This is a genomic window from Haloplanus sp. C73, from assembly GCF_051195115.1.
GTDB lineage: Archaea > Halobacteriota > Halobacteria > Halobacteriales > Haloferacaceae > Haloplanus.
In genome coordinates this window covers 82937-105716 of the sequence record NZ_JBNTJZ010000005.1, presented here as the reverse complement: position 1 = coordinate 105716, position 22780 = coordinate 82937, and the positions used below count along the sequence as shown (strand labels likewise).

The 22780-nt window shown below is 66.2% G+C and carries 27 protein-coding genes and 2 tRNA genes; 11 read left to right on the top strand and 18 right to left on the bottom strand.

Annotation, left to right across the window (positions count from 1 at the left end):
* Positions 1–127 precede the first annotated feature (127 nt).
* Positions 128–1042: a DNA-3-methyladenine glycosylase family protein gene (locus ACQUSQ_RS10410; RefSeq protein WP_435068908.1), complete on the top strand. Its 915-nt coding sequence runs from the start codon at positions 128–130 to the stop codon at positions 1040–1042.
* A gap of 7 nt (positions 1043–1049) precedes the next feature.
* On the opposite strand, the gene ACQUSQ_RS10405 is transcribed toward ACQUSQ_RS10410, so the two are convergent.
* From ACQUSQ_RS10405 to ACQUSQ_RS10395, 3 genes are read right to left on the bottom strand one after another with little or no spacing between them, the layout of a single operon-like run.
* Positions 1050–1469, bottom strand: a complete 420-nt coding sequence (locus tag ACQUSQ_RS10405) for a low molecular weight phosphatase family protein (protein ID WP_435068906.1) — start codon at positions 1467–1469, stop codon at positions 1050–1052.
* Positions 1470–1471: 2 nt separating this feature from the next.
* Positions 1472–2602, bottom strand: a complete 1131-nt coding sequence (gene arsB / locus ACQUSQ_RS10400) for an ACR3 family arsenite efflux transporter (RefSeq protein ID WP_435068904.1) — start codon at positions 2600–2602, stop codon at positions 1472–1474.
* Positions 2595–2990: an ArsR/SmtB family transcription factor gene (locus ACQUSQ_RS10395; protein WP_435068902.1), complete on the bottom strand. Its 396-nt coding sequence runs from the start codon at positions 2988–2990 to the stop codon at positions 2595–2597. The genes arsB and ACQUSQ_RS10395 overlap by 8 nt, the downstream gene beginning before the upstream one ends.
* 195 nt (positions 2991–3185) lie before the next feature.
* Between ACQUSQ_RS10395 and ACQUSQ_RS10390 the strand changes: the two genes are divergently transcribed.
* Positions 3186–3623 (top strand): DUF555 domain-containing protein, encoded by a 438-nt coding sequence (locus ACQUSQ_RS10390; RefSeq protein ID WP_435068900.1) that lies wholly within the window; start codon positions 3186–3188, stop codon positions 3621–3623.
* A 57-nt stretch (positions 3624–3680) separates the two neighbouring features.
* Here ACQUSQ_RS10390 and ACQUSQ_RS10385 read toward each other — a convergent pair whose 3' ends face one another.
* Positions 3681–3914 carry a UPF0058 family protein gene (locus ACQUSQ_RS10385; RefSeq protein WP_435068898.1) on the bottom strand — a complete coding sequence of 78 codons (234 nt, stop codon included), beginning with the start codon at positions 3912–3914 and terminating at the stop codon, positions 3681–3683.
* A gap of 204 nt (positions 3915–4118) precedes the next feature.
* On the opposite strand from ACQUSQ_RS10385, the gene ACQUSQ_RS10380 reads away from it, so the two are divergent.
* Positions 4119–4526: a translation initiation factor IF-2 subunit beta gene (locus ACQUSQ_RS10380; protein ID WP_435068896.1), complete on the top strand. Its 408-nt coding sequence runs from the start codon at positions 4119–4121 to the stop codon at positions 4524–4526.
* On the opposite strand, the gene ACQUSQ_RS10375 is transcribed toward ACQUSQ_RS10380, so the two are convergent.
* Complete coding sequence (locus tag ACQUSQ_RS10375) at positions 4527–4709, bottom strand: hypothetical protein (protein WP_435068894.1); 183 nt, start codon at positions 4707–4709, stop codon at positions 4527–4529.
* Between the two features lie 91 nt (positions 4710–4800).
* Here ACQUSQ_RS10375 and ACQUSQ_RS10370 point away from each other — a divergent pair, with 91 nt between their 5' ends.
* The gene (locus ACQUSQ_RS10370) at positions 4801–6663 is read left to right on the top strand and encodes an ABC transporter ATP-binding protein (protein WP_435068890.1); all 1863 of its coding nucleotides are present in this window, start codon (positions 4801–4803) and stop codon (positions 6661–6663) included.
* Between the two features lie 49 nt (positions 6664–6712).
* Positions 6713–6787: transfer RNA gene (locus tag ACQUSQ_RS10365), tRNA-Met, on the top strand.
* Between the two features lie 318 nt (positions 6788–7105).
* Here ACQUSQ_RS10365 and ACQUSQ_RS10360 read toward each other — a convergent pair.
* The 3 genes from ACQUSQ_RS10360 to arcC all read right to left on the bottom strand — a co-directional run bounded on the left by ACQUSQ_RS10360 (position 7106) and on the right by arcC (position 9228).
* On the bottom strand, positions 7106–7270 hold the full coding sequence (locus tag ACQUSQ_RS10360) for a hypothetical protein (protein ID WP_435068888.1): 165 nt from the start codon (positions 7268–7270) through the stop codon (positions 7106–7108).
* A gap of 34 nt (positions 7271–7304) precedes the next feature.
* Complete coding sequence (locus ACQUSQ_RS10355) at positions 7305–8057, bottom strand: hypothetical protein (RefSeq protein WP_435068886.1); 753 nt, start codon at positions 8055–8057, stop codon at positions 7305–7307.
* A gap of 229 nt (positions 8058–8286) precedes the next feature.
* Positions 8287–9228, bottom strand: a complete 942-nt coding sequence (gene arcC / locus ACQUSQ_RS10350; protein ID WP_435068884.1) for a carbamate kinase — start codon at positions 9226–9228, stop codon at positions 8287–8289.
* Between the two features lie 85 nt (positions 9229–9313).
* Here arcC and ACQUSQ_RS10345 point away from each other — a divergent pair, with 85 nt between their 5' ends.
* The 3 genes from ACQUSQ_RS10345 (at position 9314) to ACQUSQ_RS10335 (ending at position 11403) form a co-directional block, all read left to right on the top strand.
* Positions 9314–10654: a cyclic 2,3-diphosphoglycerate synthase gene (locus ACQUSQ_RS10345; protein ID WP_435068883.1), complete on the top strand. Its 1341-nt coding sequence runs from the start codon at positions 9314–9316 to the stop codon at positions 10652–10654.
* A gap of 240 nt (positions 10655–10894) precedes the next feature.
* Positions 10895–11155: a type II toxin-antitoxin system HicB family antitoxin gene (locus tag ACQUSQ_RS10340; RefSeq protein WP_435068882.1), complete on the top strand. Its 261-nt coding sequence runs from the start codon at positions 10895–10897 to the stop codon at positions 11153–11155.
* Positions 11156–11157: 2 nt separating this feature from the next.
* Positions 11158–11403 carry a type II toxin-antitoxin system HicA family toxin gene (locus ACQUSQ_RS10335; RefSeq protein ID WP_435068879.1) on the top strand — a complete coding sequence of 82 codons (246 nt, stop codon included), beginning with the start codon at positions 11158–11160 and terminating at the stop codon, positions 11401–11403.
* Positions 11404–11518: 115 nt separating this feature from the next.
* Here ACQUSQ_RS10335 and ACQUSQ_RS10330 read toward each other — a convergent pair.
* Together ACQUSQ_RS10330 and ACQUSQ_RS10325 are read right to left on the bottom strand one after the other, a co-directional pair.
* Positions 11519–11592 (bottom strand) — tRNA-Ile (locus ACQUSQ_RS10330).
* 79 nt (positions 11593–11671) lie between these two features.
* On the bottom strand, positions 11672–12157 hold the full coding sequence (locus ACQUSQ_RS10325; RefSeq protein WP_435068878.1) for an FxsA family protein: 486 nt from the start codon (positions 12155–12157) through the stop codon (positions 11672–11674).
* 82 nt (positions 12158–12239) lie between these two features.
* On the opposite strand from ACQUSQ_RS10325, the gene ACQUSQ_RS10320 reads away from it, so the two are divergent.
* Positions 12240–13823: a DUF255 domain-containing protein gene (locus ACQUSQ_RS10320; RefSeq protein ID WP_435068876.1), complete on the top strand. Its 1584-nt coding sequence runs from the start codon at positions 12240–12242 to the stop codon at positions 13821–13823.
* A gap of 41 nt (positions 13824–13864) precedes the next feature.
* Entirely contained in the window at positions 13865–14680 is an 816-nt protein-coding gene (locus ACQUSQ_RS10315; RefSeq protein WP_435068875.1) for a TrmB family transcriptional regulator, read from the top strand.
* Here ACQUSQ_RS10315 and mptA read toward each other — a convergent pair whose 3' ends face one another.
* The 7 genes from mptA to ACQUSQ_RS10280 form a co-directional block, all read right to left on the bottom strand.
* Entirely contained in the window at positions 14681–15607 is a 927-nt protein-coding gene (mptA, locus tag ACQUSQ_RS10310; RefSeq protein ID WP_435068873.1) for a GTP cyclohydrolase MptA, read from the bottom strand. It lies immediately after the preceding gene.
* Between the two features lie 42 nt (positions 15608–15649).
* Positions 15650–16057: a DUF7124 domain-containing protein gene (locus ACQUSQ_RS10305; protein WP_435068871.1), complete on the bottom strand. Its 408-nt coding sequence runs from the start codon at positions 16055–16057 to the stop codon at positions 15650–15652.
* 42 nt (positions 16058–16099) lie between these two features.
* On the bottom strand, positions 16100–16312 hold the full coding sequence (locus ACQUSQ_RS10300) for a hypothetical protein (RefSeq protein ID WP_435068869.1): 213 nt from the start codon (positions 16310–16312) through the stop codon (positions 16100–16102).
* Positions 16313–16358: 46 nt separating this feature from the next.
* Positions 16359–17798, bottom strand: coding sequence for an NAD(P)(+) transhydrogenase (Re/Si-specific) subunit beta (locus tag ACQUSQ_RS10295; RefSeq protein ID WP_435068867.1), 1440 nt, complete (start codon positions 17796–17798; stop codon positions 16359–16361).
* On the bottom strand, positions 17798–18082 hold the full coding sequence (locus ACQUSQ_RS10290) for an NAD(P) transhydrogenase subunit alpha (RefSeq protein WP_435068865.1): 285 nt from the start codon (positions 18080–18082) through the stop codon (positions 17798–17800). The genes ACQUSQ_RS10295 and ACQUSQ_RS10290 overlap by 1 nt, the downstream gene beginning before the upstream one ends.
* A gap of 9 nt (positions 18083–18091) precedes the next feature.
* A complete protein-coding gene (locus ACQUSQ_RS10285) occupies positions 18092–19243 on the bottom strand; it encodes an NAD(P) transhydrogenase subunit alpha (protein WP_435068862.1) in 1152 nt (383 codons plus the stop codon).
* A gap of 214 nt (positions 19244–19457) precedes the next feature.
* Positions 19458–20696, bottom strand: a complete 1239-nt coding sequence (locus tag ACQUSQ_RS10280) for an NAD(P)/FAD-dependent oxidoreductase (protein ID WP_435068860.1) — start codon at positions 20694–20696, stop codon at positions 19458–19460.
* Between the two features lie 152 nt (positions 20697–20848).
* On the opposite strand from ACQUSQ_RS10280, the gene ACQUSQ_RS10275 reads away from it, so the two are divergent.
* Complete coding sequence (locus tag ACQUSQ_RS10275) at positions 20849–21442, top strand: DUF6149 family protein (RefSeq protein ID WP_435068858.1); 594 nt, start codon at positions 20849–20851, stop codon at positions 21440–21442.
* Here the strand turns inward: ACQUSQ_RS10275 and ACQUSQ_RS10270 are convergent.
* Positions 21439–22746 (bottom strand): NAD(P)/FAD-dependent oxidoreductase, encoded by a 1308-nt coding sequence (locus ACQUSQ_RS10270; RefSeq protein WP_435068856.1) that lies wholly within the window; start codon positions 22744–22746, stop codon positions 21439–21441. The two genes, ACQUSQ_RS10275 and ACQUSQ_RS10270, sit on opposite strands and share 4 nt — an antisense overlap.
* Positions 22747–22780 lie beyond the last annotated feature (34 nt).

Genomic DNA, 22780 nt, shown 5'->3' with positions numbered 1-22780 from the left:
CCCGGAGGAAATCGGACGAACGGAATAATACTGTCGAACAGGAGGCGTGAGGGGGTTTCACGCGGGTGGGCAGGTATCGCGACGCCCAAAGCGAAACCGGGAAACCCCGAGCCGCCAACTCCGTGGCATGGAACGCGGCGCCATCCCCCTCACCGACCTCGACGGCCCCTTCGACCTGCAGGCGACCGTCGAGAGCGGGCAGAGCTACCTCTGGGACCGGTCGGACGGCGGGATGTACGACCAGATGGACGTCCACGGCGGCGACGCGTGGTACGAGACGGTCGTCCCGCCCATCGAGGGCGTCGGTAACGACCGCGCCGTCGTCCGCGTCCGCCAGACCGACGACCGACTGGAGTGGGAGTCGACGACCGACGCCGTCCCCCTCCTGACGCATCTCCTGCGGCTGGACGACGACCTCGACGCCATCCTCGACGCGACGCCCGACGACTCGCTTCTGGACCGTGCGTACGACGCCTACCGGGGGATGCGGCTGGTTCGGGACCCACCCTTCCCCTGTCTCGTCTCCTTCATCTGCTCCGCCCAGATGCGGGTGTCGCGCATCCACGGGATGCAACGGGCGCTCGCCCGGGCCTACGGCGACGAACTCGCCGTCGACGGGCGGACGTACCACGCCTTCCCGACGCCCGACCAACTCGCGGCCCAGAGTGAGGACGCCCTCCGCGACCTGAAACTCGGCTACCGGGCGCCCTACGTCCAGCGGACGGCGACGATGGTCGCCGACGGCGAGGCCGCGCCCGAGGACGCCCGTGGCCGCCCGTACGAGGCGGCCCGCGAGCATCTCACGACGTTCGTCGGCGTCGGCGACAAAGTGGCCGACTGCGTGCTGTTGTTCTCGCTGGGCTATCTCGAAGCCGTCCCGCTCGATACGTGGATTCGCTCGGCCATCGCGGACCACTACCCCGACTGCGACCGGGGGTCGTACGCCGACACCTCGCGCGCGATTCGCGAGCGACTCGGTGGCGAGTACGCCGGCTACGCCCAGACCTACCTGTTCTACTACCTCCGCGCGAACGGGGAGTGACGAGGCCTCACTCGGTGACTTCGTCGAACAGGGCGACGATCCGACGCTCCACCTCGTCCCGAATCTCGCGGACCCGCTCCGGGTCCTCGCCGTCGGGGTCGTCGAGCGCCCAGTCGCGAACCACCGTGTCGACGTCGCCCAACTCCAGCGTCGAACAGCCCATCGTGGCGACGTAGCCACAGGCCCGGAGTTCGTCGTCGGTAATCCGTCGCGGGGTTCGGTCCGAGAGGTCGATTCCCACCTCGGCCATCGCGTCGATGACTTCGTCGTGGACGTGGTCGGCGGGGTGGGTGCCCCCGGTCAGGAGTTCGACGTCGAGCCCTCGCCGGTCACGTTCGCGCTCGGCGAAGGCCCTAGCCATCTGCGAGCGGCCGGCGTTCTGGACACAGACGAAGGCGATGCGTTCGGGCGTGGTGGTGTCTGTCATGGTCAGTCGGTGGTGATGAGTGGGTCGTCGTCAGCGCCGCTCCAGTCGAATCGGCGCTGGAAGTAGAGCGCGACGTTGACCAGCGCGAGCAGGACGGGGACTTCGATGAGCGGGCCGACGACGGTGGTGAAAGCGACGCCGGAGCCGACGCCGAAGACGGCGACGGCGACGGCGATGGCGAGTTCGAAGTTGTTCGAGGCGGCGGTGAAGCCGATGGCGGTGGTCGTCGAGTAGTCGGCACCGATGCTCCGTCCCATGCCGAAGCTCACGAAGAACATCACGACGAAGTAGATGGTGAGCGGGACGGCGATGAGGAGGACGTCACCCGGCGCGGCGACGATGGCGCCGCCCTGTGTCGCGAACATGACGATGACCGTAAACAGGAGCGCGACGAGCGTCAGCGGGTCGATTCGAGGGATAAAGACCTCGTCGTACCACGTCTCGCCGTTGACGCGCGTGCCGACGTAGCGGGTGAGGACGCCCGCCGCGAAGGGGATGCCGAGGAAGACGGCGATGGCGCGGACGACCTGCAGCGGCGTCACGTCGAAGGCGGTGACGCCGGCGACGAGCGACTCCAGTCCGAGCAGCGGTGGGAGGACGAGGCCGAACAGCCAGACGTAGACGCCGTAAGTGACGATTTGAAAGAGGCTGTTGAACGCCACCAGCCCCGTGACGTACTCCGTCGACCCGTCCGCGAGGTCGTTCCAGACGAGGACCATCGCGATACACCGGGCCATGCCGATGAAGACGAGACCGAGGAAATATTCGGGGCGCGCGGGCAGGCCGGGGACGACGCCGCCGAAGAAGACGACGGCGAGGCCGAACATGAGCGTCGGCCCGATGAGCCAGTTCTGGACGAGGCTCAGCCCAAGTACCTGCCAGTTTCGAAGCACGATCCACAGCTTCGAGTAGTCTGCCTTGGCCAGCGGCGGATACATCATCACGACGAGGCCGAGTTCGACGAGATGGAGGGACTCGATTCGGCCGGGTGCCGACGGGACGGCGTACCCGAGGCCGACGCCGACGGCCATCGCTCCGAGAATCCAGACGGTGAGATACTTATCGAGGAGGTCCATCGTCCGCGGGTCGCCACAGCTCCGACACTCGCAGTTCGGGCCGTGGGCGTTACTCATTCACACAGCCCTCCAGCACCGTCACGAGCGCGACGGCGCGGTTGGTCGCGCGGTACTTCTTCCACCGGCCCTCTTTCCGGCCGTCGACCAGTCCGGCGTCGACGAGCGTCGAGAGGGCGTGACTCAGGCCGCTCTCGCTCACGTCGACGACGGCGTGTAACTCGCACACGCAGAGTTCCTCCGCCGCGGCGACGAGTGCGCGGACGAGCGTGTAGCGCGTCTCGTTGGCGAGCGCCGAGAGCACGTCGAGTTCGGCCCGCGCTTGTGCCGTCCCGAGACTGGCTTCGAGCGTGCCGAGTTCGTCGAGTCGCTCCTCGACGTCCTCGGTCCGACACTCCCCGAGTTCGTCGGCGAGATATCGCCGCAGTCGGTCTGTCCCCTGACTCATACGACTCGATTCAGTATCTGTTCAAGTAACTATTCCGGTCGAGCGATAAAAGGCGGATATAGGGCGGTACATAGACTATATACAGAACTCTGTTGAACGGATACTCAACTATACTCCGACAGATATGCATGTGCCGACTCCCCGTGGTACGATGGGCGAAAATTCATGACGGTGGACGTACAATTAGTGTGTGGTATGGATTGTCGAGTCGTCGTTGAGGCCGCAGTTCCGGTGTACGACGTAGCGACCCCCGACGAGGCGATTCGGATTGCTATCGCCAAAACCGGCGAAATGCTGAATCCGGACCTCAACTACGTCGAAATCGAGATGGGGTCACGGACATCGCCGTCGGGCGAAGAACTCCCGCCCGCGTTCATCGCCGCCGACGAGGCGCTGGTCGCACTCGAACTCGAGATGAAGGTGTTCAACGTCGAGCAGGAGGAACACGCCTCGCGCATCGCGCGCAAGGAAATCGGTCAGCGTCTCGACAACGTTCCGCTCACCGTGCTTCGCACTGACCCCATCGAGTCGGCGGACGACGACTCGGCCGACGCCGATTCGACGGCGACCGACGACGCGAGCGAGGACGACGAGGACCTGATTCCGGAGTTCGAGGAACTGGTCGACGAATGAGAGCGCGGCCGCTGGTCGGGTCGGGCGTCAGGTCGGCACTGCGCCGCGCCGTCGAACTCAGTCGGCGTGAGGAGCGACGCGCTCCTCGGGCGTCTCCAGCGAAGAAGTAATCCCCTTTGCCAGTTTGAAAACAGCCGCCTTGTGGTCCGTTTTCGATTTGTGAATAGATGTAGGTCGTACCCCCATCTCCTCATAGGCGGTCAGGTCAATTTCGTCGTCGTGCCACGCTGCGCACTGTTTCTCTACCTCCGCGAGGAGGCCGTGCAGGTGAATGAGCTCCTGCTTCTTCATAACAACACACCATAGCGATTCGAAGGTTATATTATTATCTTGAGGAAGGTTAACACGCGTCTCTCGAAATCCGGGCTTAATTGGGTAGCTTTGGCGATATTTGCCAGCCGCTCGTCTCCATGGGTGGAATTGACACGGGTCGCCGTGCCGACACCATCGACTCGTTTTGAAACGTTTTAGTCGTGCGAACTGTCACGTTGACACATGGACTACGAAAACAGCCTCGACCGCGCGCTGACCGAGACGCCCGAGGTTGGCGACGCCGCCGACCGGTTTCAGGTCCCCGACCCCGAGGTTCGTCCGGAGGGCAACGTCACCATCTACGAGAACTTTCAGGCGACCTACGACCGACTGAACCGCGACGAGGAACATTTCCTCAAGTTCTTCCAGTCGGAACTCGGCACCAGCGCCAGCATCGACGACCGGGGGCGCGCGCGGTTCACCGGCGACTTCAAGCAGTCGCGCGTCGCCGACGCCCTCGACGAGTACGTCGACTCGTTCGTGACGTGTTCGGAGTGTGACTCGCCGGACACGCGACTGGTCGAGGAACAGGGGGCGACGGTGCTGAAATGCGATGCCTGCGGGGCGCTCTCTGCGATTCCCGACCTCTGATTACTCCTCGAACTGCTTGACGAGTTCCAAGTCGCGCTCGGTTCGCATGAACTCCGCGAGCCGTCTGGTCGCGTGACAGTTCGGGCAGTCGAAGTTCTTCCGGTGACCGGGGAGGTCGGTCGGCCCTTCCTCCCAATCCTTTCCACATTCGGGACACTGCAGTCTGACAAACGCTTCGACCATACCACGTCTGCACCCGCGAGTCTCATTAAACGTTCGCCGAAGATGCTACGTCGACCGAGGTGTTTTGGTCGCCCGTCTCGTTCGTGGCGTCGTGCCCGGAGACGTCGCGCTGGCCGGCGACCACGACGCCCCGCTCCGTCGCGTGCTGACCACCTACGGACGCCCCTATCTCCCCGAGTTCCTCCTCGGCGGCGTCGCCAGCGCCCTCTCCATCGCGCTCGAACTCGTGCCCTCCTACCTGCTGGGCGTGGCCATCGACGTGTTCTTCACAAACGAACGCCCCTTCTCGCTTCCGCTGGTGCCCGACGCGTGGCTCCCCACCGCCACCCGTGAGCAGTTCGTCCTGCTCGTCGCGCTCGCGTTCGGCCTGTATCTCGCCGCCGCGGCGCTCGCTTGGCTCAACAGTTTGGCGTGGAACCACTTCGCCCAGTTCCTCCAACACGAGGTGCGGACCGCCGCCTATCAGTCGGTGCAGGGCCTCGAACTCGCCTTCTTCGAGGGGACACAGACGGGCGAGGTGATGAGCGTCCTCAACAACGACATCAACCAACTCGAGGAGTTTCTGACGACGAGTCTTCACAACGCCATGCGCATCGTCACGCGCGTCGTCGTCATCGGCGCCATCATGTTCTGGCTGAACTGGCAACTCGCGCTCGTCGCCCTCCTCGTCGTCCCCTTTCTCGTCGCCGTCTCGGTCCTGTTCGTGCGCCGCATCCAGCCGAAGTACGGCGCCGTCCGCGAGCAGGTGGGGGCGCTCAACGCCCGTCTCGAAAACAACCTCGGCGGCATCGAGACGGTGAAAGCCTACACGAACGAAGCCTTCGAGACTGAGCGCGTCACCGACGCCTCGCGGTCGTATCTCGACCGCCAGTGGGACGCCATCCGCATCCGCATCGCCTTCTTCCCCGTGTTGCGCGCCCTCACCGCCACCGGCTACGCCGCCACCTTCCTCCTCGGTGGCTGGTGGGTGCTGTTCGGGCCGCCGTTTGGCTTCACCGAACCCCTCTCGGCGGGCGTCCTCGTCACCTTCCTCCTCTACAGTCGCCGGTTCCGGTATCCGATGCGTCGCGTCGGCGAGGTGCTCAACGACTACCAGTACGCCCGCGCGGCCGCCGCCCGTATCGTCGGTATCGACGAGCGTCGCCCCCGACTGCCCGAGTCCGAGGACGCGACGGCCCTCGCCGACCCCGCCGGCCGCGTCACCTACGACCACGTCACCTTCCGCTACCCCGGCACAGACGAACGCGTCCTCGACGACGTGAGCTTCGACGTCGAACCCGGGCAGTTCGTCGGCGTCGTCGGCCCCACCGGCGCGGGCAAGACGACGCTTCTGAAACTCCTCGTTCGCTTCTACGACGCGGACGAGGGGTCGGTCCGCATCGATGGCATCGACGTTCGGGACCTGACCCGCGACAGCCTCCGCGACGCTATCGGCTACGTGAGTCAGGAGCCGTACCTGTTCTACGGTACCGTCGCCGAGAACGTCCGGTACGGGCGCGCAGACGCCGGCCGGGACGCGGTCATCGAGGCGGCGAAACGCGCCGGTGCCCACGAGTTCGTCACCGACCTCCCCGAGGGCTACGACACCATGGTCGGCGAACGCGGCGTGAAGCTCTCGGGCGGCCAGCGCCAGCGGCTCGCCATCGCCCGCGCGCTCCTGACCGACCCCGACCTGTTCGTCCTCGACGAGGCGACGAGCCACGTCGACAACGAAACCGAGTCGGTGATTCGCCGTCACCTCGCTGACCTGACCGCCGACCGGACCACCTTCGCCATCGCCCACCGGCTCTCGACGGTGCGCGACGCCGACCAGATCCTCGTCCTCGACGAGGGGCGACTGGTCGAGCAGGGCACCCACGAGGAACTGCTGGCGCGAGACGGTCTGTACGCCGACCTCTGGGCGGTACAGGTCGGCGCCGTCGACGAGTTGCCCGGTCGGTTCGTCTCCGACTGAGCGTCTGGATTTCAAAACCCTTAACGCCGTCTCGCGAATAGACACCAGTAGCGGGATGGGATAGCCAGGAGATTCCGCCGGGCTCATAACCCGGAGATCGGTAGTTCAAATCTACCTCCCGCTATGTTTTGGCGACCACAGTGACCGACGAGCAACGCGAGGAGGGAACCGGTCGCCAAAACACTCGCCCGTCGTTTGAACGAGAGAACGGCGAGCGAAGCGAGCCGTTCGCGTAGTTCAAATCTACCTCCCGCTATGTTCTGGCGACGTACGACGACCGAGGAGTAACGCGACGAGAGAACTCGTCGCCAGCGTCGCCCGCTAGATTTGAATCAGGGAGTGACGCGAGCGAAGCGAGCGGAACGACCGCGGTTCAAATCTACCTCCCGCTATGTTCTGGCGGCGCACTACGACCGAGAAGCGATGCGAGCGGTTGAGCTATTTATTCCGACGCCATCGGCGACTCAGATTCCTGTTTCGTCCGACCCAGATACGCATAGCAGTTCGGGCACTGAATCGGGCGGGCGCCGTGGCTGTCCGGGTCGCCGACGAAGCGCGTGTGTGAGTACCCTCGGCCACACTCCTCACAGGTCACGATAACGACCACATCGGACGCAGTCGCTGCGCCCACTTGGGGGTGTCTATCCCTCTGTCTCGGCCTCGTCCTCGTCGCTCGGGCGGACCAGATTCGCGAGGGTCACGAGGACGCCGAGCGTCCATCCGACCGGCACCGCGAGGCCGCCCCACATCCCGACGTGTGCGAAGCCGACGAGTTCGAACCGCTGTCTGAGGAGGGTGTTCAGCCCGCGGTAGGTGAGGAGTGTGTCGAGCAGCCACACCGCGAGCGTCTCGCTTCGGGGGAAGACGACGCTCGCGAGCGTCGGCGAGTAGAGCGCCGCCACCACCGGCGGGAGGAAGACGGCGACGACGGCGAAGGGGTACGCGACGACGACGGTTGTCACTCGCCCGCCGAGAGCGCGAAAGAGGAGCGCGAGGACCGTCGAGACGACGGCGACGGTGCCCGCGGCGGCGACGGCGAGAAAGCCCTCCGGCGAGAAGCGTATCCGCGCGAGCGCGGTCAGCGCGCCCCAGACGACGATAGCGAGGAGGACGGTCCCCACGGCGCCCAGTCGCGTCGCGGTCCGGTCGAATCGCCGGACCTGAAACCGCGTCAGAAAGCCGAGTACCGCGAGCGGATAGCCCACGAACAGACCGATGCTACCGAGCGCCGACCAGATGGTGTAGAGCGCTCGCTCGCCCGTCGTCGTCGGCGTCCACCGCGTGACGACCGGATGCGTCTCCCGCAACTGCGGGAACGCAATCGCCATCCAGAGCCCGTGCAGTCGCCGAAGGTCGTACGACACGTCGGCGACGAGGCCCAGCACAACTCCCATTGGCGACGATTCGGACGGAGGTGGTGTTAACGGTTCGGGGTTCGGCGCAGGAAATCGGGACCAGCGGGCGGCGACTGATTGCGAGGCTCGTGCGGCATGTCACAGTCAACTTGGGCCGTCGATAGACTGTTCGATCACCTCGTACGACTTTGGTATGATATGACACACCAAGAAACTTGCGGCCGAGCGACATGATTGCCGGTTTCGGGGGCGCTCGTCGCTCCGTCCCCTACGACCGCCGCTGGTCGTCCCCGACGACTCGCGTCCCTGCCTCGCCGTCGAGTGCCACCTCCATCCGCTCCGGCGTCGTGATGATGGCTCGCTCGCCCCCGGACTCGACGAACCGGGCGCAGGCCCTGACTTTCGGTTGCATACTGCCCGCGGCGAACTCGCCGGCGTCCAGATGTTCGCGGAGGGCCGCCGCCGTGACACGCTCCAGTGCCCGCTGGTCCGACTCGCCGAAGTTCACGTACGCGTGGTCGACGTCCGTCAGCACGACGAGCGTGTCGGCGCCGAGCGCCGTCGCCAGCGACGCGCTCGTCAAATCCTTATCGACCACAGCTTCGACGCCGCGCAGGCCGTCGTCGCGGACGACTGGGACTCCGCCTCCGCCGCCACAGATGACGAGTTTCCCGCGGTCGACGAGACTCGCTATCTCGTCCGCTTCCACCACCTCGACCGGGTCCGGCGAGGGGACGACGCGGCGATACGGGCGCTCGCCCTCCGCCACCCGCGCCGTCTCGAACGGCTTCGCCGCCGCTGTCGACTCGGTGTAGTACGGCCCGACCGGTTTCGTCGGGTCGTCGAAGGCCGGGTCGTCGGCGTCGACCACCACCTGCGTCACGAGCGTCATCGCCTCCGTCGCCGTCGCACGCTCGTTGTCGAGCGCCTGTTGCAGGAGATAGCCAATCTGTGCCTGTGTCTCCGCCACCAGCACGTCGAGCGGAAGTTGCGGCGTCTCGCTCGCCGCCGCCTGCTGGACGAGCAGGTTGCCCACCTGCGGGCCGTTGCCGTGGGTGAGCACCAGCCGGTCCGTCGCCAGCGCGTCGGTGAGGTGTGTCGCCGTCCGCTCGACTGCCTTACGCTGGTCCGCCGCCGTCGCCGAGCCACCGGCGTCGAGGAGCGTGTTCCCGCCGAGCGCCACCACGACCGGTGTCGTCTCCGTCGCCATGCCCGCTCGACGCCCGCCCGTCAGTTAGTGATGGGCCCTCACCGGGACGAACACTACTTTCCTGCTCGCGCGCGACGCGGTCGGTATGGCGCCGACCCGAGTCGTCATCATGGGCGCAGCGGGGCGCGACTTCCACGACTTCAACACCGTCTTTCGGGACGACCCCACCTACGAGGTGGTCGCGTTCACCCGCACCGACGCGCAGAATCTGGGCGAACTCGACGAGCCACCGACCCGCCGCTACCCCCCGGAACTGGCCGGTGACCGCTCCCCCGACGGAATTCCGATTCGCCCCGAGTCCGACCTCGAAGCCATCGTCGACGAGGAAGACGTCGACACCGTCGTGTTCTCTTACTCCGACGTCTCCCACGACCACGTGATGGAACAGGCGTCGCGGGCGCTCGCCGCGGGCGCGGACTTCCGTCTCCTCGGCCCCGACCGAATGACTCTCGACGCCGACGTGCCCGTCGTCGCCGTCGACGCAGTCCGAACCGGCTGTGGCAAGTCACAGACGGCCCGGAAGTTCGCCACCCTCCTCGACGACCGGGGCGCGACGGTAGCCGTCGTCAGAGAGCCGATGCCCTACGGTGACCTCGCCGACCAGCGCGTCCAGCGCTTCGCGACGCTCGATGACTTGGACGCCGCCAGCGTCACCATCGAGGAACGCGAGGAGTACGAGAGCCACATCGAACGGGGCCATGTCGTCTACGCCGGCGTCGACTACGCGGCCATTCTCGACCGGGCGCAGGCCGAAGCCGACGTCATCGTCTGGGACGGCGGCAACAACGAACTTCCCTTCTACACGCCCGACCTGCACGTCGTCCTCGCCGACCCGCACCGCGCCGGCGACGAGCGCCGATACCACCCCGGCGAGACGAACCTCCGTCTCGCGGACTACGTCCTCATCAACAAGGAAAACACCGCCGACGCCGCCGCCATTCGCACCGTCGAGGAGAACGTCCGCGAGGTCAATCCCGACGCCGATATCATTCACGCCGATTCGGTCGTCACCGCCGACGAGTCGGCCATCGCCGGCAAGCGCGCCCTCGTCGTCGAGGACGGCCCGACGCTCACCCACGGCGGCGCCCCCCACGGCGCCGGACTGCTCGCCGCCCGCAAGTACGGCGCGAGCGATATCGTTGACCCCGAACCCGCCGCCGTCGGGTCGCTCAAACGTGTCTTCGAGGCCTACGACCACCTCGACACCGTTCTCCCGGCGATGGGCTACTCCGACCAGCAAATCGAGGACTTGGAGGCGACCATCCGCAACGCCGACCCCGACGTGGTCGTTTCAGGGACGCCACACGATTTGGGGCGGCTGATAGACGTAGATGTTCCCGTCGTTCGGGTGCGTTACGAACTGGCCGAGAAGAATGTCTCTCTCGACGAGATTCTGGAGCGACACGCTGGAGAATTGGGGGTTTGAATTCAGGTGCAGGCAGTAACTCGGTGGTGCTGAAACGAAATTCGGTGGCTGGAGAGGAATCAGCCCCTAACGCGTCATGGAATCCGTGAACGCAGTGAATGGGCCAACGCAGGATAGCGACTCGAACTCCCCGCTCCGATGTTGAGGTGGCGCTCCACGCGGTGTCTGGTGAGTCGAGCGCGTTGCTCACCCGGCGTCACCTCCCGAACGCTTATCGGCGCACTTCCACTACTACCGACCATGAGTACCGGTCGCGAAATCCGACTCGTCGAGGAGGACGACGGCCGATGGTCGGCCCTCGACGAGGAGACGGGCGTCGCCAGTCAGGGCGACACCCGCGAGGAGGCGCTGGAGATGCTCGACGAGGCGGTGGCGCTTCACACCGGCGAGGATGGCGACCCAGTCACCGACGAGGACCTGCGGGAACTCGGAATCGACCCGGATTCCGTTCCCGACGAGCCAGCGGAACCGGACGCGCCGTGGTTCGATTCTGCGGAGTAGACGTGGCACGGACGCGATTCACCGGTCGCGAAATCGTGAGTGTGTTGACCGACATGGGGTACCGGCCGGTCGACCGGACGGGGAGTCACCTGAAGCTCCGCTACGTCCACCCCAAGACGGGCGAGACGCGAAACGTGACGGTGCCGCTCGGACACGAGATTAGCGGTGACACCCTCCGGAGTATCGCCAATCAGTGTGGTGCCGACGATTTTCACGCGTGGTGTGCGTGGGTCGACGAGCATCGCTGACCGCGCAAACTCATCTGAAACGAGAGAAGCCTCTCCAAAGCCAGTAGAAACCGAAGTTAGGTGGCTGGGGAGGAATCAGCCCCTAACGCGTCACGGAATCCGTGAACGTAGTGGATGGGCCAACGCGGATTTGAACCGCGGACCTCCCGGTTATCAGCCGAGCGCTCAACCTGACTGAGCTATTGGCCCAGGTGAGCGCATCAATTGCTTGCGCGGTCGGTTGTTTAAGGGTTTCTTTTCGTTTCTCATCGCACGACCGACAGGCCGACTACTCGTCGTTGACGCGGTAGGAACTCCCGTCCACGTCGTACACGTCGTCGTCGGGTTCCTCGTTCGGGAAGCCGCCGACGTAGACGTTGCCGCTGACGAACCCGTCGCTTTTCGAGTCGAGGTAGGGCCGGACCACGAACCGGCTGAGGACGGCCCGAATCGGCGCGCGGGTGAGCGGGACGCCGAGCAGGAACCCGATGGCGTCGGTGACGAGGCCGGGGGTGAGCAGGAAGGCGCCCGCGGCGATGAGCAGGGCGCCGTCCATGAGTTCCTTCGTCGGCACCTCGCCCGTCGCCAGTCGTCGCTGGAGGCTTTGGATCGTGTGTCGGCCCTCGGCCCGGACCAGCAACATGCCGACGAGGCCGGTGAGGACGACCAGCGCGACGGTCATCGGCGCGCCGACGGCGTCGGCGACGACGACGAGAAACAGGGCGTCGGCCAGCGGGATGAGCAACAGCAGCGCGAACACCCAGCGCAGTCGCATACGACTCACTTTCGCCCGCCCGCCCATAGCCCTTTTGACGCGGGGACGAAGCCCTTAGGCCCGCCCGTCACGCAGAGGCGGTATGACCGACGGGACGCGTGTCGAGTGGCGCGAGTGGGGGACGGCGGCCTTCGACGAGGCTGACCGCCGCGGCGACCCCGTTCTCCTCGCGCTGACGGCGACGTGGTGTGGCGAGTGTCACGAGATGGATGCCCAGACGTACGGCGAACCGCGCATCGCCGCCAACCTGAACGACGGGTTCGTGCCCGTGCGCGTCGACGTCGACCGACACCCGCGGGTTCGCGAGCGGTACAACGTCGGCGGCTTCCCCTCGACCGTCTTCTGTACGCCCGACGGCAAGCGCATCGCGAGCGCGGGCTTTCTCGGCCCCGACGGGATGCGGCAGGTAATCGACCGCGTGCGCGAGCGCTGGGACGCGAGCGGCGCCGACGCCGGCCGCGTCCCGCGCGCCCTCGCCGACGATGCGCCGCCCGCTGGCGAGCTGACCGACCGCATCGAGGAACACCTCGCCGGCCAACTCGACGCGCAGTTCGACGCGAAGTTCGGCGGGTGGGGCGACGCGCCGAAGTTCCCCCTGCCTCGGACCGTCGAGTTCGCGCTCAAGCGCGACCGGGCGAAGGCACGACAGACCCTCGACGCCATCACGCGGGGACTCTTCGACGAGTCGGCGGGCGGGTTCTACCGCTACGCGCGGACCCGAGACTGGGGCGACCCCGACCGCGCAAAACTGCTCGCCGACAACGCGGCGCTGGTTCGGGCCTTTGCCCACGCCTACTGTTACACCGGCGAGGAGGCGTATCGCCGGCCAGCCGACCGCACCGTCGACTTTCTGGTCGACGCGCTCTGGAACGGGTCGGCCTTCGGCGGGAGTCAGGGGCCCGAGACGGAGACGGGAACGCGGACGGACCTGACGGCGTTCGCGGGGTCGAACGCCCTCACCGTCGACGCACTCCTCACCCTGACGGCCTACACCGACGCCGAGGAGCCGCGGACCTACGCCCGCCGCGTGCTGTCGACACTCCAGTCTGACTTCATCGACGACGGCGTCGTCCGGCACTGGGCCGACGACGATGCGCCGACGCTCGTTCTCGACGATCAGGCGCGAACCGTCGCCGCCGGCGTCCGCGCCGCGCAGGTGCTGGGCGATAGCGAGGCGCTTGACATGGCGCGTCGGGTCGCTGACCGGACTATCGACGCCCTGTTCGACGACGGGTCGTTCCGCGACGGGCCGGCGACGGGACCGGGGCTGCTGGACCGCCCGCTCCGACCGCTCGACGGTACCGTCACCGCCGCGGACGCGTTGCTCGACCTCGCGATTCTGACCGGCGAGGACCGATACCGGGACGTTGCCCGGGACGCCGTCGGCGCCTTCGCCGGCGCGTGGGACCGGTTCGGCGTGCAGGTGGCGGGCTACGGCGCCGTCGCCGCGCGGCTCTGTGGCGAGTCGCTGGTCGTTTCGGTGGCCGACGACGCCGGGTCGGACCTCCACCGCGCCGCGCTCCGGATCGCGGACCACGAGAAGGTCGTCCGTCCCGACGCGTCGGCGCCCGACCGCGGCACCGCCGTCGTGGCCGTCGGCGACCGCTCGCGCACCGTCTCGTCGCCGTCGGCCCTCGCTGACGCCGTCGCATCGCTCGTCGAGTAAACAGCCGATTAGTTTTTGAATCCCGCTCTCGTCATCGGGGTATGGCCTCCCTTCGCGACCTCGGGCTGTCGGAGTACGAATCCCGGACGTACCGGGCACTTCTGGATAACGGACCAGCAACGGCCAAAGAGTTGTCGTCGTCGAGCGACGTGCCCATGGGTCGAATCTACGACGTGCTCAACGGGCTGGAGGGGAACGGACTTGTGCGGAGTCAGGCGGCGAGCCGGCCGAAAAAGTACATCGCGGTCGAACCCGACACGGCGCTCGACCGCCTCGTTGAGGCGCGAAAGCGGGAACTCGACCAGCAGGCCGAGCGCTATGAGGCCGTCGCCGCGGAACTCGTCGACGACCTCGACGCCGCCGACCCCGTCGACGGGCAGTTCTGGACGGCGGCGGTCGGCCCGGATGAGACGGTCGACCTGTTGCTCGAACGACTATCGGCGGCCGACGAGGAGATTCAGCACATCGCTGGCTTCCCCTCGCCACAGGTCGACCTGAGCGAGGTTGGCCTGCGCGTCCTCGAAGCCTTCGAGGCGGCGCTCGACCGCGGTGTCACGGTGTCGGCGCTCATCGACGTCGACTTGGTGGAGACGGTCGACGACGACCTGCGGCGGGAGTACGCCACCCGCCTCGGCGACCACGAGAACTATTCGAGTCGGGCGTCGGCGGCCATCGACGGGACGTTCGTCCTCATCGACGGCGAGGAGGTGTGTGTCGAGGTGCCGAACCCGCTCGACACCAGCGAGGCGTTCGCGCTCATCGACTTCAAGGACGCCGCGTTCGCGGACGACGTCCGAACCGTCTTCGAGGAGCAGTGGGCCGATTCGACGCCGCTCGATTTCCGGACGGAGGAGTAGTTACTCGCCGACTTCCTCGCGGAGCGCGTCGAGCGTGAGTTCGCGTTCGGCGTGGGCGTTGTGCTGGTGGATGGATTCGTCGTTCGACTGCTTCATGTGGACGACCGTATCGCCGTCCAGATAGTCGAACTCCTCGACAACGGATTCGGCGAGCGAGCGCACGCAGTCCTCGACGAACTTGGCGTTCGCGTGGGCGTGGTAGGTCATGTGGTCCTCGTCGGGTCGCTTGGCGAGGTTGTAGATGCGGGCGCTCATCGAGTCGCGGGCGACGTCGATGATGTCCCGCAGGTCGATGTCGGGCGACCCGTCGCTCGTGATGGTGAGGGTGGCGTGGCCGCGCTGGGAGTGACCCGGCTGGGGCACCTCGTCCAGAAACGCCTCGGTCGTCTCCTCGTCGACGCCGAGACTGGAGAGGGTTTCGCGGGCGCGCGACTCCGACATGCCCTGCGAGCAGGGACAGACGGTCATGCCGGTGACGCGGGCGCCGATTTCCTCGCGCGTGCCCTCCTCGGTGGCGACGGCGCCGGCGATAATCGTCGCGGTGTTCTGCGTGTCGAGGCCGGACGCGGGCGTCTGCTCGCGCGTGACGTAGTCGGCCTCCATCCGGACCTCCGCGGTGGACGTGTAGTCGTGTTTTTCGAGCAGTCGCTCGGCGACGTCACCGCACACTTCTTCGACCCGGTAGGACGGCTCCGAGACGGCGCGTTCGAGCGTCTCGTCGATTACCTGCATGTTGCGACTCATGTCGATGCCTTTCCGACCCCTCGGCAGGTCGACGAACACCTCGAACTCTGCCATCAGGACGATGGGGCGTTTCCCGTTCCGGTCGAGTTTGACGAGTTTCTCGACGCCGGTCACCCCGACTTGGCTGAGTCCGACCGTCACGTCGGGCTGGCTCGCCTGCACGTCGGGCAGCTGGTGGCTCATCGACTATCGGCAAGGACCCGCCGCGATTAGGGCTTTCGGTCGCTACGGCCAGTCGTCGCGCGTCTCCGCCTCGAAGGGGTCTTCTTCCGGCTCGTCGCCCAACTCCCACTCCGCGAACTCCGCCGCCTCCTCGATACTGAGATACTCCCAGCCGTGGGCCTCGGCGGCAGCGCGGTCGTCCTCCGTCGTGCCGACGAAGACGTGCCGGTCCGTGTCGAACTGCTCGGCCACGCCGTCGAGGCTCTCCTCGACGCCGCGCGGCCCGGAGAAAAAGTCCTGTCGGAGGCGTCGCTTCCGCGTGAAGTTCGTGACGACGTACGTCGGTTCGTCACTCAGGACGCCCACGTACTCCGTCCACTGTCGGGCGTCGTCGAACACCGCGTTCGGGTCGGCGAGCGCTTGCAGCGCCTCGAACTCGAACGCGAGCGTCATCGTACCGCCGCTATCCATAGCGGTCCTACCGCTGGCCCGGACAAAACCGCTTCGGTCCGGCTACTCGATGCGGTAGTACTCCGTGAACACGACGACGTCTCCCTCTCGCAACCCGGAGAGGTTCGTCGGGTCCCGAGGCGACGCTCCCTCCGCGACGTGGACGAGATAGTCCTGCGCTCGTTCGTCAAGTTCGTCGAAGTGTCGGACGCGTCCGCTTTTCGGGACTGCCTCGGCTCGGTTCACGTCGTAGTCGGTGTCGACGGTGTGTGCCATACGTCAACTATTATCATGAAAGATGATAAAAGTTCTGCCGACGGCGCTAGTGACGTTCCTTGTAGACGTTCACCAGTTCCTGCATCGACTCCTTGGCGTCGCCGAACAGCATGTTCGTGTTGTCCTCGGCGAACAGCGGGTTCGGAACGCCCGAGAAGCCGGGGCTGAGGCTTCGCTTGTTGACGATGACCGTTCGCGCCTCGCCGACGTTGAGGACGGGCATCCCCGCGATGGGGCCGGAGTCGGCGGTGTTGGCGGACGGGTTTACCACGTCGTTCGCGCCGATGACGATGGCGACGTCCGTCTGGGAGAAGGTTGGGTTGATTTCCTCCAAGTCGCGGAGCTTTTCGTACGGCACGTCCGCCTCCGCGAGGAGGGCGTTCATGTGACCGGGCATCCGGCCCGCGACGGGATGGATGCCGAACTCCACCTCGACGTCGTTCTCGTCGAGCAGTTCGGCCAGTTCCGCGACGGCGTGTTGGGCCTGTGCGACGGCCATCCCGTACCCCGGAACGATGACGACGCGGTCGGCCACGTCCAGAAGCATCTCGACTTCCTCCGACGAGGTGGTCGTGATATTCCCCTCGTAGATGTCGGGCGTCTCGCCGTCGTCGTCGGCCGTCTCGCCGACGCCGCCGAGGAAGACGTTCGTCAGCGAGCGGTTCATCGACTCACACATGATGAGCGTGAGGATGAGTCCCGAAGCGCCGACGAGCGTCCCCGCGATGATGAGGACGGAGTTGTCGAGGGCAAAGCCCGTCGTCGCCGCCGCCAGCCCCGAGTAGGAGTTCAGGAGCGCGATGACGACGGGCATGTCCGCGCCGCCAATCGGTATCACGAGCAACACGCCGAGTACCGACGCGGCGGCGACCAGCACCCAGTACGAGGGCACCCAACCAGCGAGCGGTACCGCCCCGAACAGGCCGGGTCGGACGACCAGATAGAGCCCCGACAGCACCGCGATGGCGAGAAACAGCGCCTTGACGACCTGTTCGCCCGTGTAGCGAACCGACGAGTCGTCGATGACGCCGTGGAGTTTGCCGGCGGCGACGGCGCTGCCCCAGAAGGTGACGGAGCCGACGATGCCGGCCAGCGCCGCCGTCGCCGTCACGCTCGTCTGGACGGCGCCGGTTCCGAACGCGTCGACGAGTTCCGCGCCCGCGACCAGCGCCGAGGCGCCCCCGCCGAACCCGTTGAACAGGCCGACGAGTTGGGGCATCTCCGTCGTCTCGACGCTGATGGCCAGCCACCCGCCGACGGCGGCGCCGACGAGGATACCCGCCAGCAACACTATCGGCGAGAGGATGTCCGTTACGAGCACCGTCGTGACCACCGCGAGCGCCATCCCGCCCGCGGAGATGCGGTTGCCTCGCGGCGCCGTCCGCGGGTGGGTCATGTCGCGCAGCCCCTGAATGAACAGGATGCCGGCGACGAGATAGACGAAGGCGAGCCCCGACGCCGAGAGGTTACCGAGAATCGGCGCCATCAGTCACTCCCCCCGCTTCGGAACTGGTCGAGCATACTGTCGGTCACGAGGTAGCCGCCGACGACGTTGACCGTCGCCATCACGACGGCGAGAAAGCCGAGCGTCGTCGCGAGCGTCGTCGACCCCGACCCCGCGACCACCACCGAACCGATGAGCGTGATGCCCGAGATGGCGTTGGCACCCGACATCAGCGGCGTGTGCAGGTTCGTCGGAATCTTGGTGATGATTTCGTAGCCGACGAACGCCGAGAGCACGAACAGCGTCAGGTTCTGGACGAACGTCATCGGCGCCCCCTAGGCATCGGCCTCCTCCGGTTGCTCGTCGCTCTCGTGCGGTCGGCGCACCTGTCCCTCGTGGGTGAGCAGCGTCGCGTCGACGATTTCGTCTTCGGTGTCGACGACGAGTGTCCCCTCGTCGAGCAGGTGGTCGAGGAAGTTGTACAGGTTGTTCGCGAGCAGTTGACTCGCCGTGTGCGAGACGGTCGTCGGCAGGTTCGTCGGGCCGAAGACGGTCACGCCCTCGTGGACTATCGTCTCGCCCGCTTGCGTCGGCTCGCAGTTGCCGCCGTCCGCCGCGGCGAGGTCGACGATGACCGAGCCGTCGTCCATCTCCGCGACCATCTCCTCGCTCACGAGTTCCGGCGCCGGCCGGCCGGGGATGGCCGCCGTCGTTATCACGACGTCCGACTCCGGCACCACCCGGTTCATCTCCGCGCGCTGTTGCCGGTAGAACTCGTCGTCCATCTCGCGGGCGTACCCTTCCTCGTCGCCCGACTCCTCGGTTTCGAGGTCGAGTTCGACGAAGTCGGCGCCCAGACTCTCGACTTCCTGTTTCACCTCCAGCCGGATGTCGTAGGCCCGGACCGAGGCGCCGAGACGCTCCGCCGTCGAGATGGCCTTCAACCCCGCGACGCCCGCTCCGATGACGAACACCTCCGCCGGGCGGACGGTCCCCGCCGCCGTCATCTCCAGCGGGAACAGTTTGGGCAACTCCTCGGCGGCCACCAGCGTCGCCTTGTAGCCGCCGATGCTCGCCATCGACGACAGCACGTCCATGCTCTGGGCGCGGCTGATGCGCGGCATGAGTTCGAGTGCGAACGCGCTCACCTGCCGCTCCGCGAGCGTGTCGTACGCCGCGTCGTCGATGTCGTACGGGCCGAGCATCCCAACGACGACCTGCCCCTCGGTGTACGGGTCCATCGCCCCGTCGCTCGCGCCGAGTCCCTGTACCTGACAGAGCACGTCTGCGCGCTCGAACACCGTTGCACGGTCGTCGACGACCTCACAGCCCACGTCTCGGTACGCCTCGTCGTCCCAGTCCGACCCCGCGCCCGCGCCGCTCGCGACACACACCGACAGGTCGCGCTCGACCAGTCGCTTCGCGACGGGGGGCGTAAGCGCGACGCGCGTCTCCGCTGCCCCCTCGGTCGGCACCCCCACAATCACGGCGCCCCCCTCCGCGTCGGTCGCCGCCGGGTCCGTTCGTCGTCACAGTCTCGATAAGTGATATCGATGTTCATGGCCGTAAGTACCACGTGGAGTGTGTCCACGTAGCACGCCCATCACCCACCGGGTTCATAAAACGGTAGGACGTTTTACACCTGACACGACCCACGGGTAGCGGTCGGGGACGCAGAGAACTGGAAAAAGCGCGCTGACCTTACTGCTCTTGGGACGGCGCCAAGTCGTCGAGGTCGACGTCCTGCTGGAGGAGGACCTCTTTCTGGTCCGCGACGACGCGCTCCTCCCGCATCAACTGCTTGTACGCGCTCTGGGGAGAGAGGTCACCGATGAGGACGCCGCCGACGATTTTGCCGTCTTTGAACGCCAGCCGTCGCCACTCCGTGTCGGAGTACTTTCGCTCGCACTCGTCGTCGCCGATGGTCGGGTGACCGAACGAGAGGAAGGGGAAGTCGAAGTGCGTAATCGAGTACGACGAGACGAAGCGGAACTCCTCCGATTCGGGGTCGAGCATGTTCTTCGCGGCGACGGTGCCCTGCGATTTGGCGCTGTCCCACGACCCGTTCTGGGCGCGCTCACCGAGAATCGTGTCGTGATACCGGGTGATGTCGCCCGCGGCGAAGATGTCGTCCGCGCTCGTCCGCATATACTCGTCGACGAAGATGCCGCCGTCGCGCTCGATTCCCGTCCCCTGCAGAATCTCCGTGTTGAAGTTGAGACCGATGGCGATGCCGACGAAGTCACCTTCGTAGCGCTCGCCGTTGGGGTCGATGGCCGCTGTCACGTGGCCGTCGTCGTCCGTCTCGAAGTGGTCGACACCGCTCTGGAAGACGGGTTCGACGCCTCGCTCCCGCATCGCGTCGTGGAGAATCTCTGCGCCCTCCGTCGAGAGCGCGTAGCGCCACCAGCAGTCGCCACGCATCAGGTAGTGGGCCTCGACGTCTTGGGCGCCACAGATGGCCGCGAGGTCGATGCCAAGTAGGCCCGCGCCGACGATGATGCCCGTCTCCGCCTCCTCGGCGTGACTCCGAATCGAGCGCGCGTCTTGGAACGTCCAGAAGTGATGGACGCCCTCCGCGTCGCTGTTCTCGACCGGTAGCTGGGTGGGCGTCCCGCCCGTCGAGACGAGCAGTTTGTCATACTCGATTATCTCGTCCTCGTGAGTCTTGAGGCGGTGGCCCTCGGGGTCGATGTTCGTGACCAGCGTGTTGAGCCGCAGGTCGATGTCGCGCTCCTCGTACCACTCCGGTTCGTGGATGGAGATGGGCATCTCCGGGAGTTTCCCTTTCGCGAACTCCTTGATGAGAATGCGGTTGTAGAGGGCCTCGCCTTCGTCCGTGATGACCGTGATATCGGCATCGGGCGCTTCTTCGCGCAGCGTTTCGGCGGCAGAACTCCCTGCGATGCCGTCTCCGATTATCACATACGACTGAGTCATATATGCCGAAATTTAGTGGTACACGTTAATGTCGATTGTTATCTGCGAAATTCGCCGCAATCGTCGATAGGGGGGTTCGACTACCGTTGGTGGCGTGTGAGAGTGTGTGATGAAACGCTGGCTTGAAGGCCGGACGAACCCAAGCGTCGGCAATGAAACTCCGCCAGAACGTTCGCCACTTCGCCGCCAAACAGGCGCTGACGATGCCCGTCGTCGGCGAGATGGTCCGTGACCGTCTCGTCGATCTGCACGTCGACGTCTTCGGGTCGAAGGCCGCCGAGGGCCACCGCGAGGAGCGTGAACCCCATCTGGAGGCGTTTTTCGACCGCACCTTCGACACTTACGTCGACGCCCTCGACGCCGGCTTCTCCGAGGCGAAGGCCCGCGAAATCACGCACGTACAGGCGAACTTCGACTTCTACAACCACGGCTGGACCGAGATGATGGAGTTCCCCGCCGACGAACTCGACGCCCACTACGACCGCTATCGCGACTTCTTCGAGCGCCACGGCATCACCATCGCCGACCCCCTCGGCGAGTACGGCGGCGACGTGCCCGAGGCACCGTCGACGCCCGAGCGACTCGACAACCCCGTCCACCCCCACGCGGAGGGTGGCTTCGCCGACGACGTCTACGTCGAAGACGACGACGGCAACCTCGTCATCGGCGGGACCGACGACCCCGACGACGTGGACGTGACCGCCGCGCCCGGCGTCGACGACGACACCCGGCCCGACGAGGATTAGTCTGCAATCAGGTCCGCACACTCGAAGCCCGCGACGATACCGCCGTTGAGGCTCCGCTCCGGATACTGCGCCCGACTCGCCATCCCCGCGTAGTAGACACCGTCTCCCACCGCCTCGCGCAGGTCGTACGGCACCACCATGTCCAGATAGCCACGCTCGTACACCGGCGCCGCCCGCGGGTTGCGCGCCACGCGGAACTCGCTGACGCTCGCCCGGTCGAACGACGGGAACATCTCCTCGACGTGGCCCAGCCACGTCTCCTCTAGCTCTGCGTCGTCCATCTGCCACGTCGTCTCCGACTCGTCTTGGACGTAACTCGCGAGATAGCACAGGTGGTCGCCGCCGTAGCGTTCCGGCGGGACGAAGTTCGTGTGTTCGATGAGCGCCCCGAACGGGGCGTCGTGGGCCACGTTGAGCCAGTACGTCTCCGTCAGTTGCTCGTCCATCGTCACCGTGGCACAGACGGCGCCCTGAAAGTCGATATCGCAGGTGTAGCCCGTCAGGGATTCGAGGACGTTCGGCATCGTCGCGATGACGACGCCGTCGGTTGCGTGAGTCCTCGTCTCTGTCTCGGTGTCGACGGTGAGCGTCTCGACACCGTCCGGCCCGACCGTCAGGTCCGTGGCGCGCGCCCCCGTCTCGATGTTCTCTCGTCCGACTGCGTCGACAAGCGCGTCGATGAGCGTCGCGAAGCCACCGTCGAAGTAACCCAGAATCTCGCCTCGGCGCAGGTCACGCTCCCCTCGGAACTTGATGCGTCCGAGGAGCCACGCGGCGCTCACGTCGTCCTTCCGGTCCCCGAACTTCGCGTCGAGCAGGGGTTCGAAGAAGTTCTCGTAGACGCCGCGGGTGGTGTGGTCGAGCAGGAACTGCTTGATGGGTACGTCCTCGAAGTCGGTCAGGTCGTCGTAGGTATCGAACCGAGGGCGCCCGCCGCGAACGTCGATTTCGAGCGTCAGGAGGCCGAGCCGAAACGTGTCGTAGAGGCTGAGATGCGGATAGGCGGCAATCTGGGGCAGGGTGTCGAGCGGGTGGACCACGCCGTCGACGTAGTAGGCGTTCTTGCCGACCAGCCACTCCACCCGGTCGCCCAGTCCCAGTTCCGTCGCCAGTTCGACGATTGTCTCTTCGGACTTCGAGAGGTGGTGATAGAACTTCTCGATGTCGTCGCCGGCAGTCTCGTACGTCGCGGCCAGTCCGCCGAGGTCGTCGCTCGCCTCCAGCACCGTCGCCTCGTAGCCGTGTTGCTGGAGCCGATAGGCCGCCGCGAGTCCGGCGATACCCCCGCCGACGACGTGAATCATACCCACTCTGTGGCCACCGCGGCTAAGTGAATTG

Excerpts from the sequence above, each read along its gene's own strand:
- ACQUSQ_RS10410 (WP_435068908.1), top strand. The coding sequence starts at position 128 with ATGGAACGCGGCGCCATCCCCCTCACCGACCTCGACGGCCCCTTCGAC.
- ACQUSQ_RS10405 (WP_435068906.1), bottom strand. The coding sequence starts at position 1,469 with ATGACAGACACCACCACGCCCGAACGCATCGCCTTCGTCTGTGTCCAG.
- arsB (WP_435068904.1), bottom strand. The coding sequence starts at position 2,602 with ATGAGTAACGCCCACGGCCCGAACTGCGAGTGTCGGAGCTGTGGCGAC.
- ACQUSQ_RS10395 (WP_435068902.1), bottom strand. The coding sequence starts at position 2,990 with ATGAGTCAGGGGACAGACCGACTGCGGCGATATCTCGCCGACGAACTC.
- ACQUSQ_RS10390 (WP_435068900.1), top strand. The coding sequence starts at position 3,186 with ATGGATTGTCGAGTCGTCGTTGAGGCCGCAGTTCCGGTGTACGACGTA.
- ACQUSQ_RS10385 (WP_435068898.1), bottom strand. The coding sequence starts at position 3,914 with ATGAAGAAGCAGGAGCTCATTCACCTGCACGGCCTCCTCGCGGAGGTA.
- ACQUSQ_RS10380 (WP_435068896.1), top strand. The coding sequence starts at position 4,119 with ATGGACTACGAAAACAGCCTCGACCGCGCGCTGACCGAGACGCCCGAG.
- ACQUSQ_RS10375 (WP_435068894.1), bottom strand. The coding sequence starts at position 4,709 with ATGGTCGAAGCGTTTGTCAGACTGCAGTGTCCCGAATGTGGAAAGGAT.
- ACQUSQ_RS10355 (WP_435068886.1), bottom strand. The coding sequence starts at position 8,057 with ATGGGAGTTGTGCTGGGCCTCGTCGCCGACGTGTCGTACGACCTTCGG.
- arcC (WP_435068884.1), bottom strand. The coding sequence starts at position 9,228 with ATGGCGACGGAGACGACACCGGTCGTGGTGGCGCTCGGCGGGAACACG.
- ACQUSQ_RS10345 (WP_435068883.1), top strand. The coding sequence starts at position 9,314 with ATGGCGCCGACCCGAGTCGTCATCATGGGCGCAGCGGGGCGCGACTTC.
- ACQUSQ_RS10340 (WP_435068882.1), top strand. The coding sequence starts at position 10,895 with ATGAGTACCGGTCGCGAAATCCGACTCGTCGAGGAGGACGACGGCCGA.
- ACQUSQ_RS10325 (WP_435068878.1), bottom strand. The coding sequence starts at position 12,157 with ATGCGACTGCGCTGGGTGTTCGCGCTGCTGTTGCTCATCCCGCTGGCC.
- ACQUSQ_RS10320 (WP_435068876.1), top strand. The coding sequence starts at position 12,240 with ATGACCGACGGGACGCGTGTCGAGTGGCGCGAGTGGGGGACGGCGGCC.
- ACQUSQ_RS10315 (WP_435068875.1), top strand. The coding sequence starts at position 13,865 with ATGGCCTCCCTTCGCGACCTCGGGCTGTCGGAGTACGAATCCCGGACG.
- mptA (WP_435068873.1), bottom strand. The coding sequence starts at position 15,607 with ATGAGCCACCAGCTGCCCGACGTGCAGGCGAGCCAGCCCGACGTGACG.
- ACQUSQ_RS10305 (WP_435068871.1), bottom strand. The coding sequence starts at position 16,057 with ATGGATAGCGGCGGTACGATGACGCTCGCGTTCGAGTTCGAGGCGCTG.
- ACQUSQ_RS10300 (WP_435068869.1), bottom strand. The coding sequence starts at position 16,312 with ATGGCACACACCGTCGACACCGACTACGACGTGAACCGAGCCGAGGCA.
- ACQUSQ_RS10295 (WP_435068867.1), bottom strand. The coding sequence starts at position 17,798 with ATGGCGCCGATTCTCGGTAACCTCTCGGCGTCGGGGCTCGCCTTCGTC.
- ACQUSQ_RS10290 (WP_435068865.1), bottom strand. The coding sequence starts at position 18,082 with ATGACGTTCGTCCAGAACCTGACGCTGTTCGTGCTCTCGGCGTTCGTC.
- ACQUSQ_RS10280 (WP_435068860.1), bottom strand. The coding sequence starts at position 20,696 with ATGACTCAGTCGTATGTGATAATCGGAGACGGCATCGCAGGGAGTTCT.
- ACQUSQ_RS10275 (WP_435068858.1), top strand. The coding sequence starts at position 20,849 with ATGAAACTCCGCCAGAACGTTCGCCACTTCGCCGCCAAACAGGCGCTG.
- ACQUSQ_RS10270 (WP_435068856.1), bottom strand. The coding sequence starts at position 22,746 with ATGATTCACGTCGTCGGCGGGGGTATCGCCGGACTCGCGGCGGCCTAT.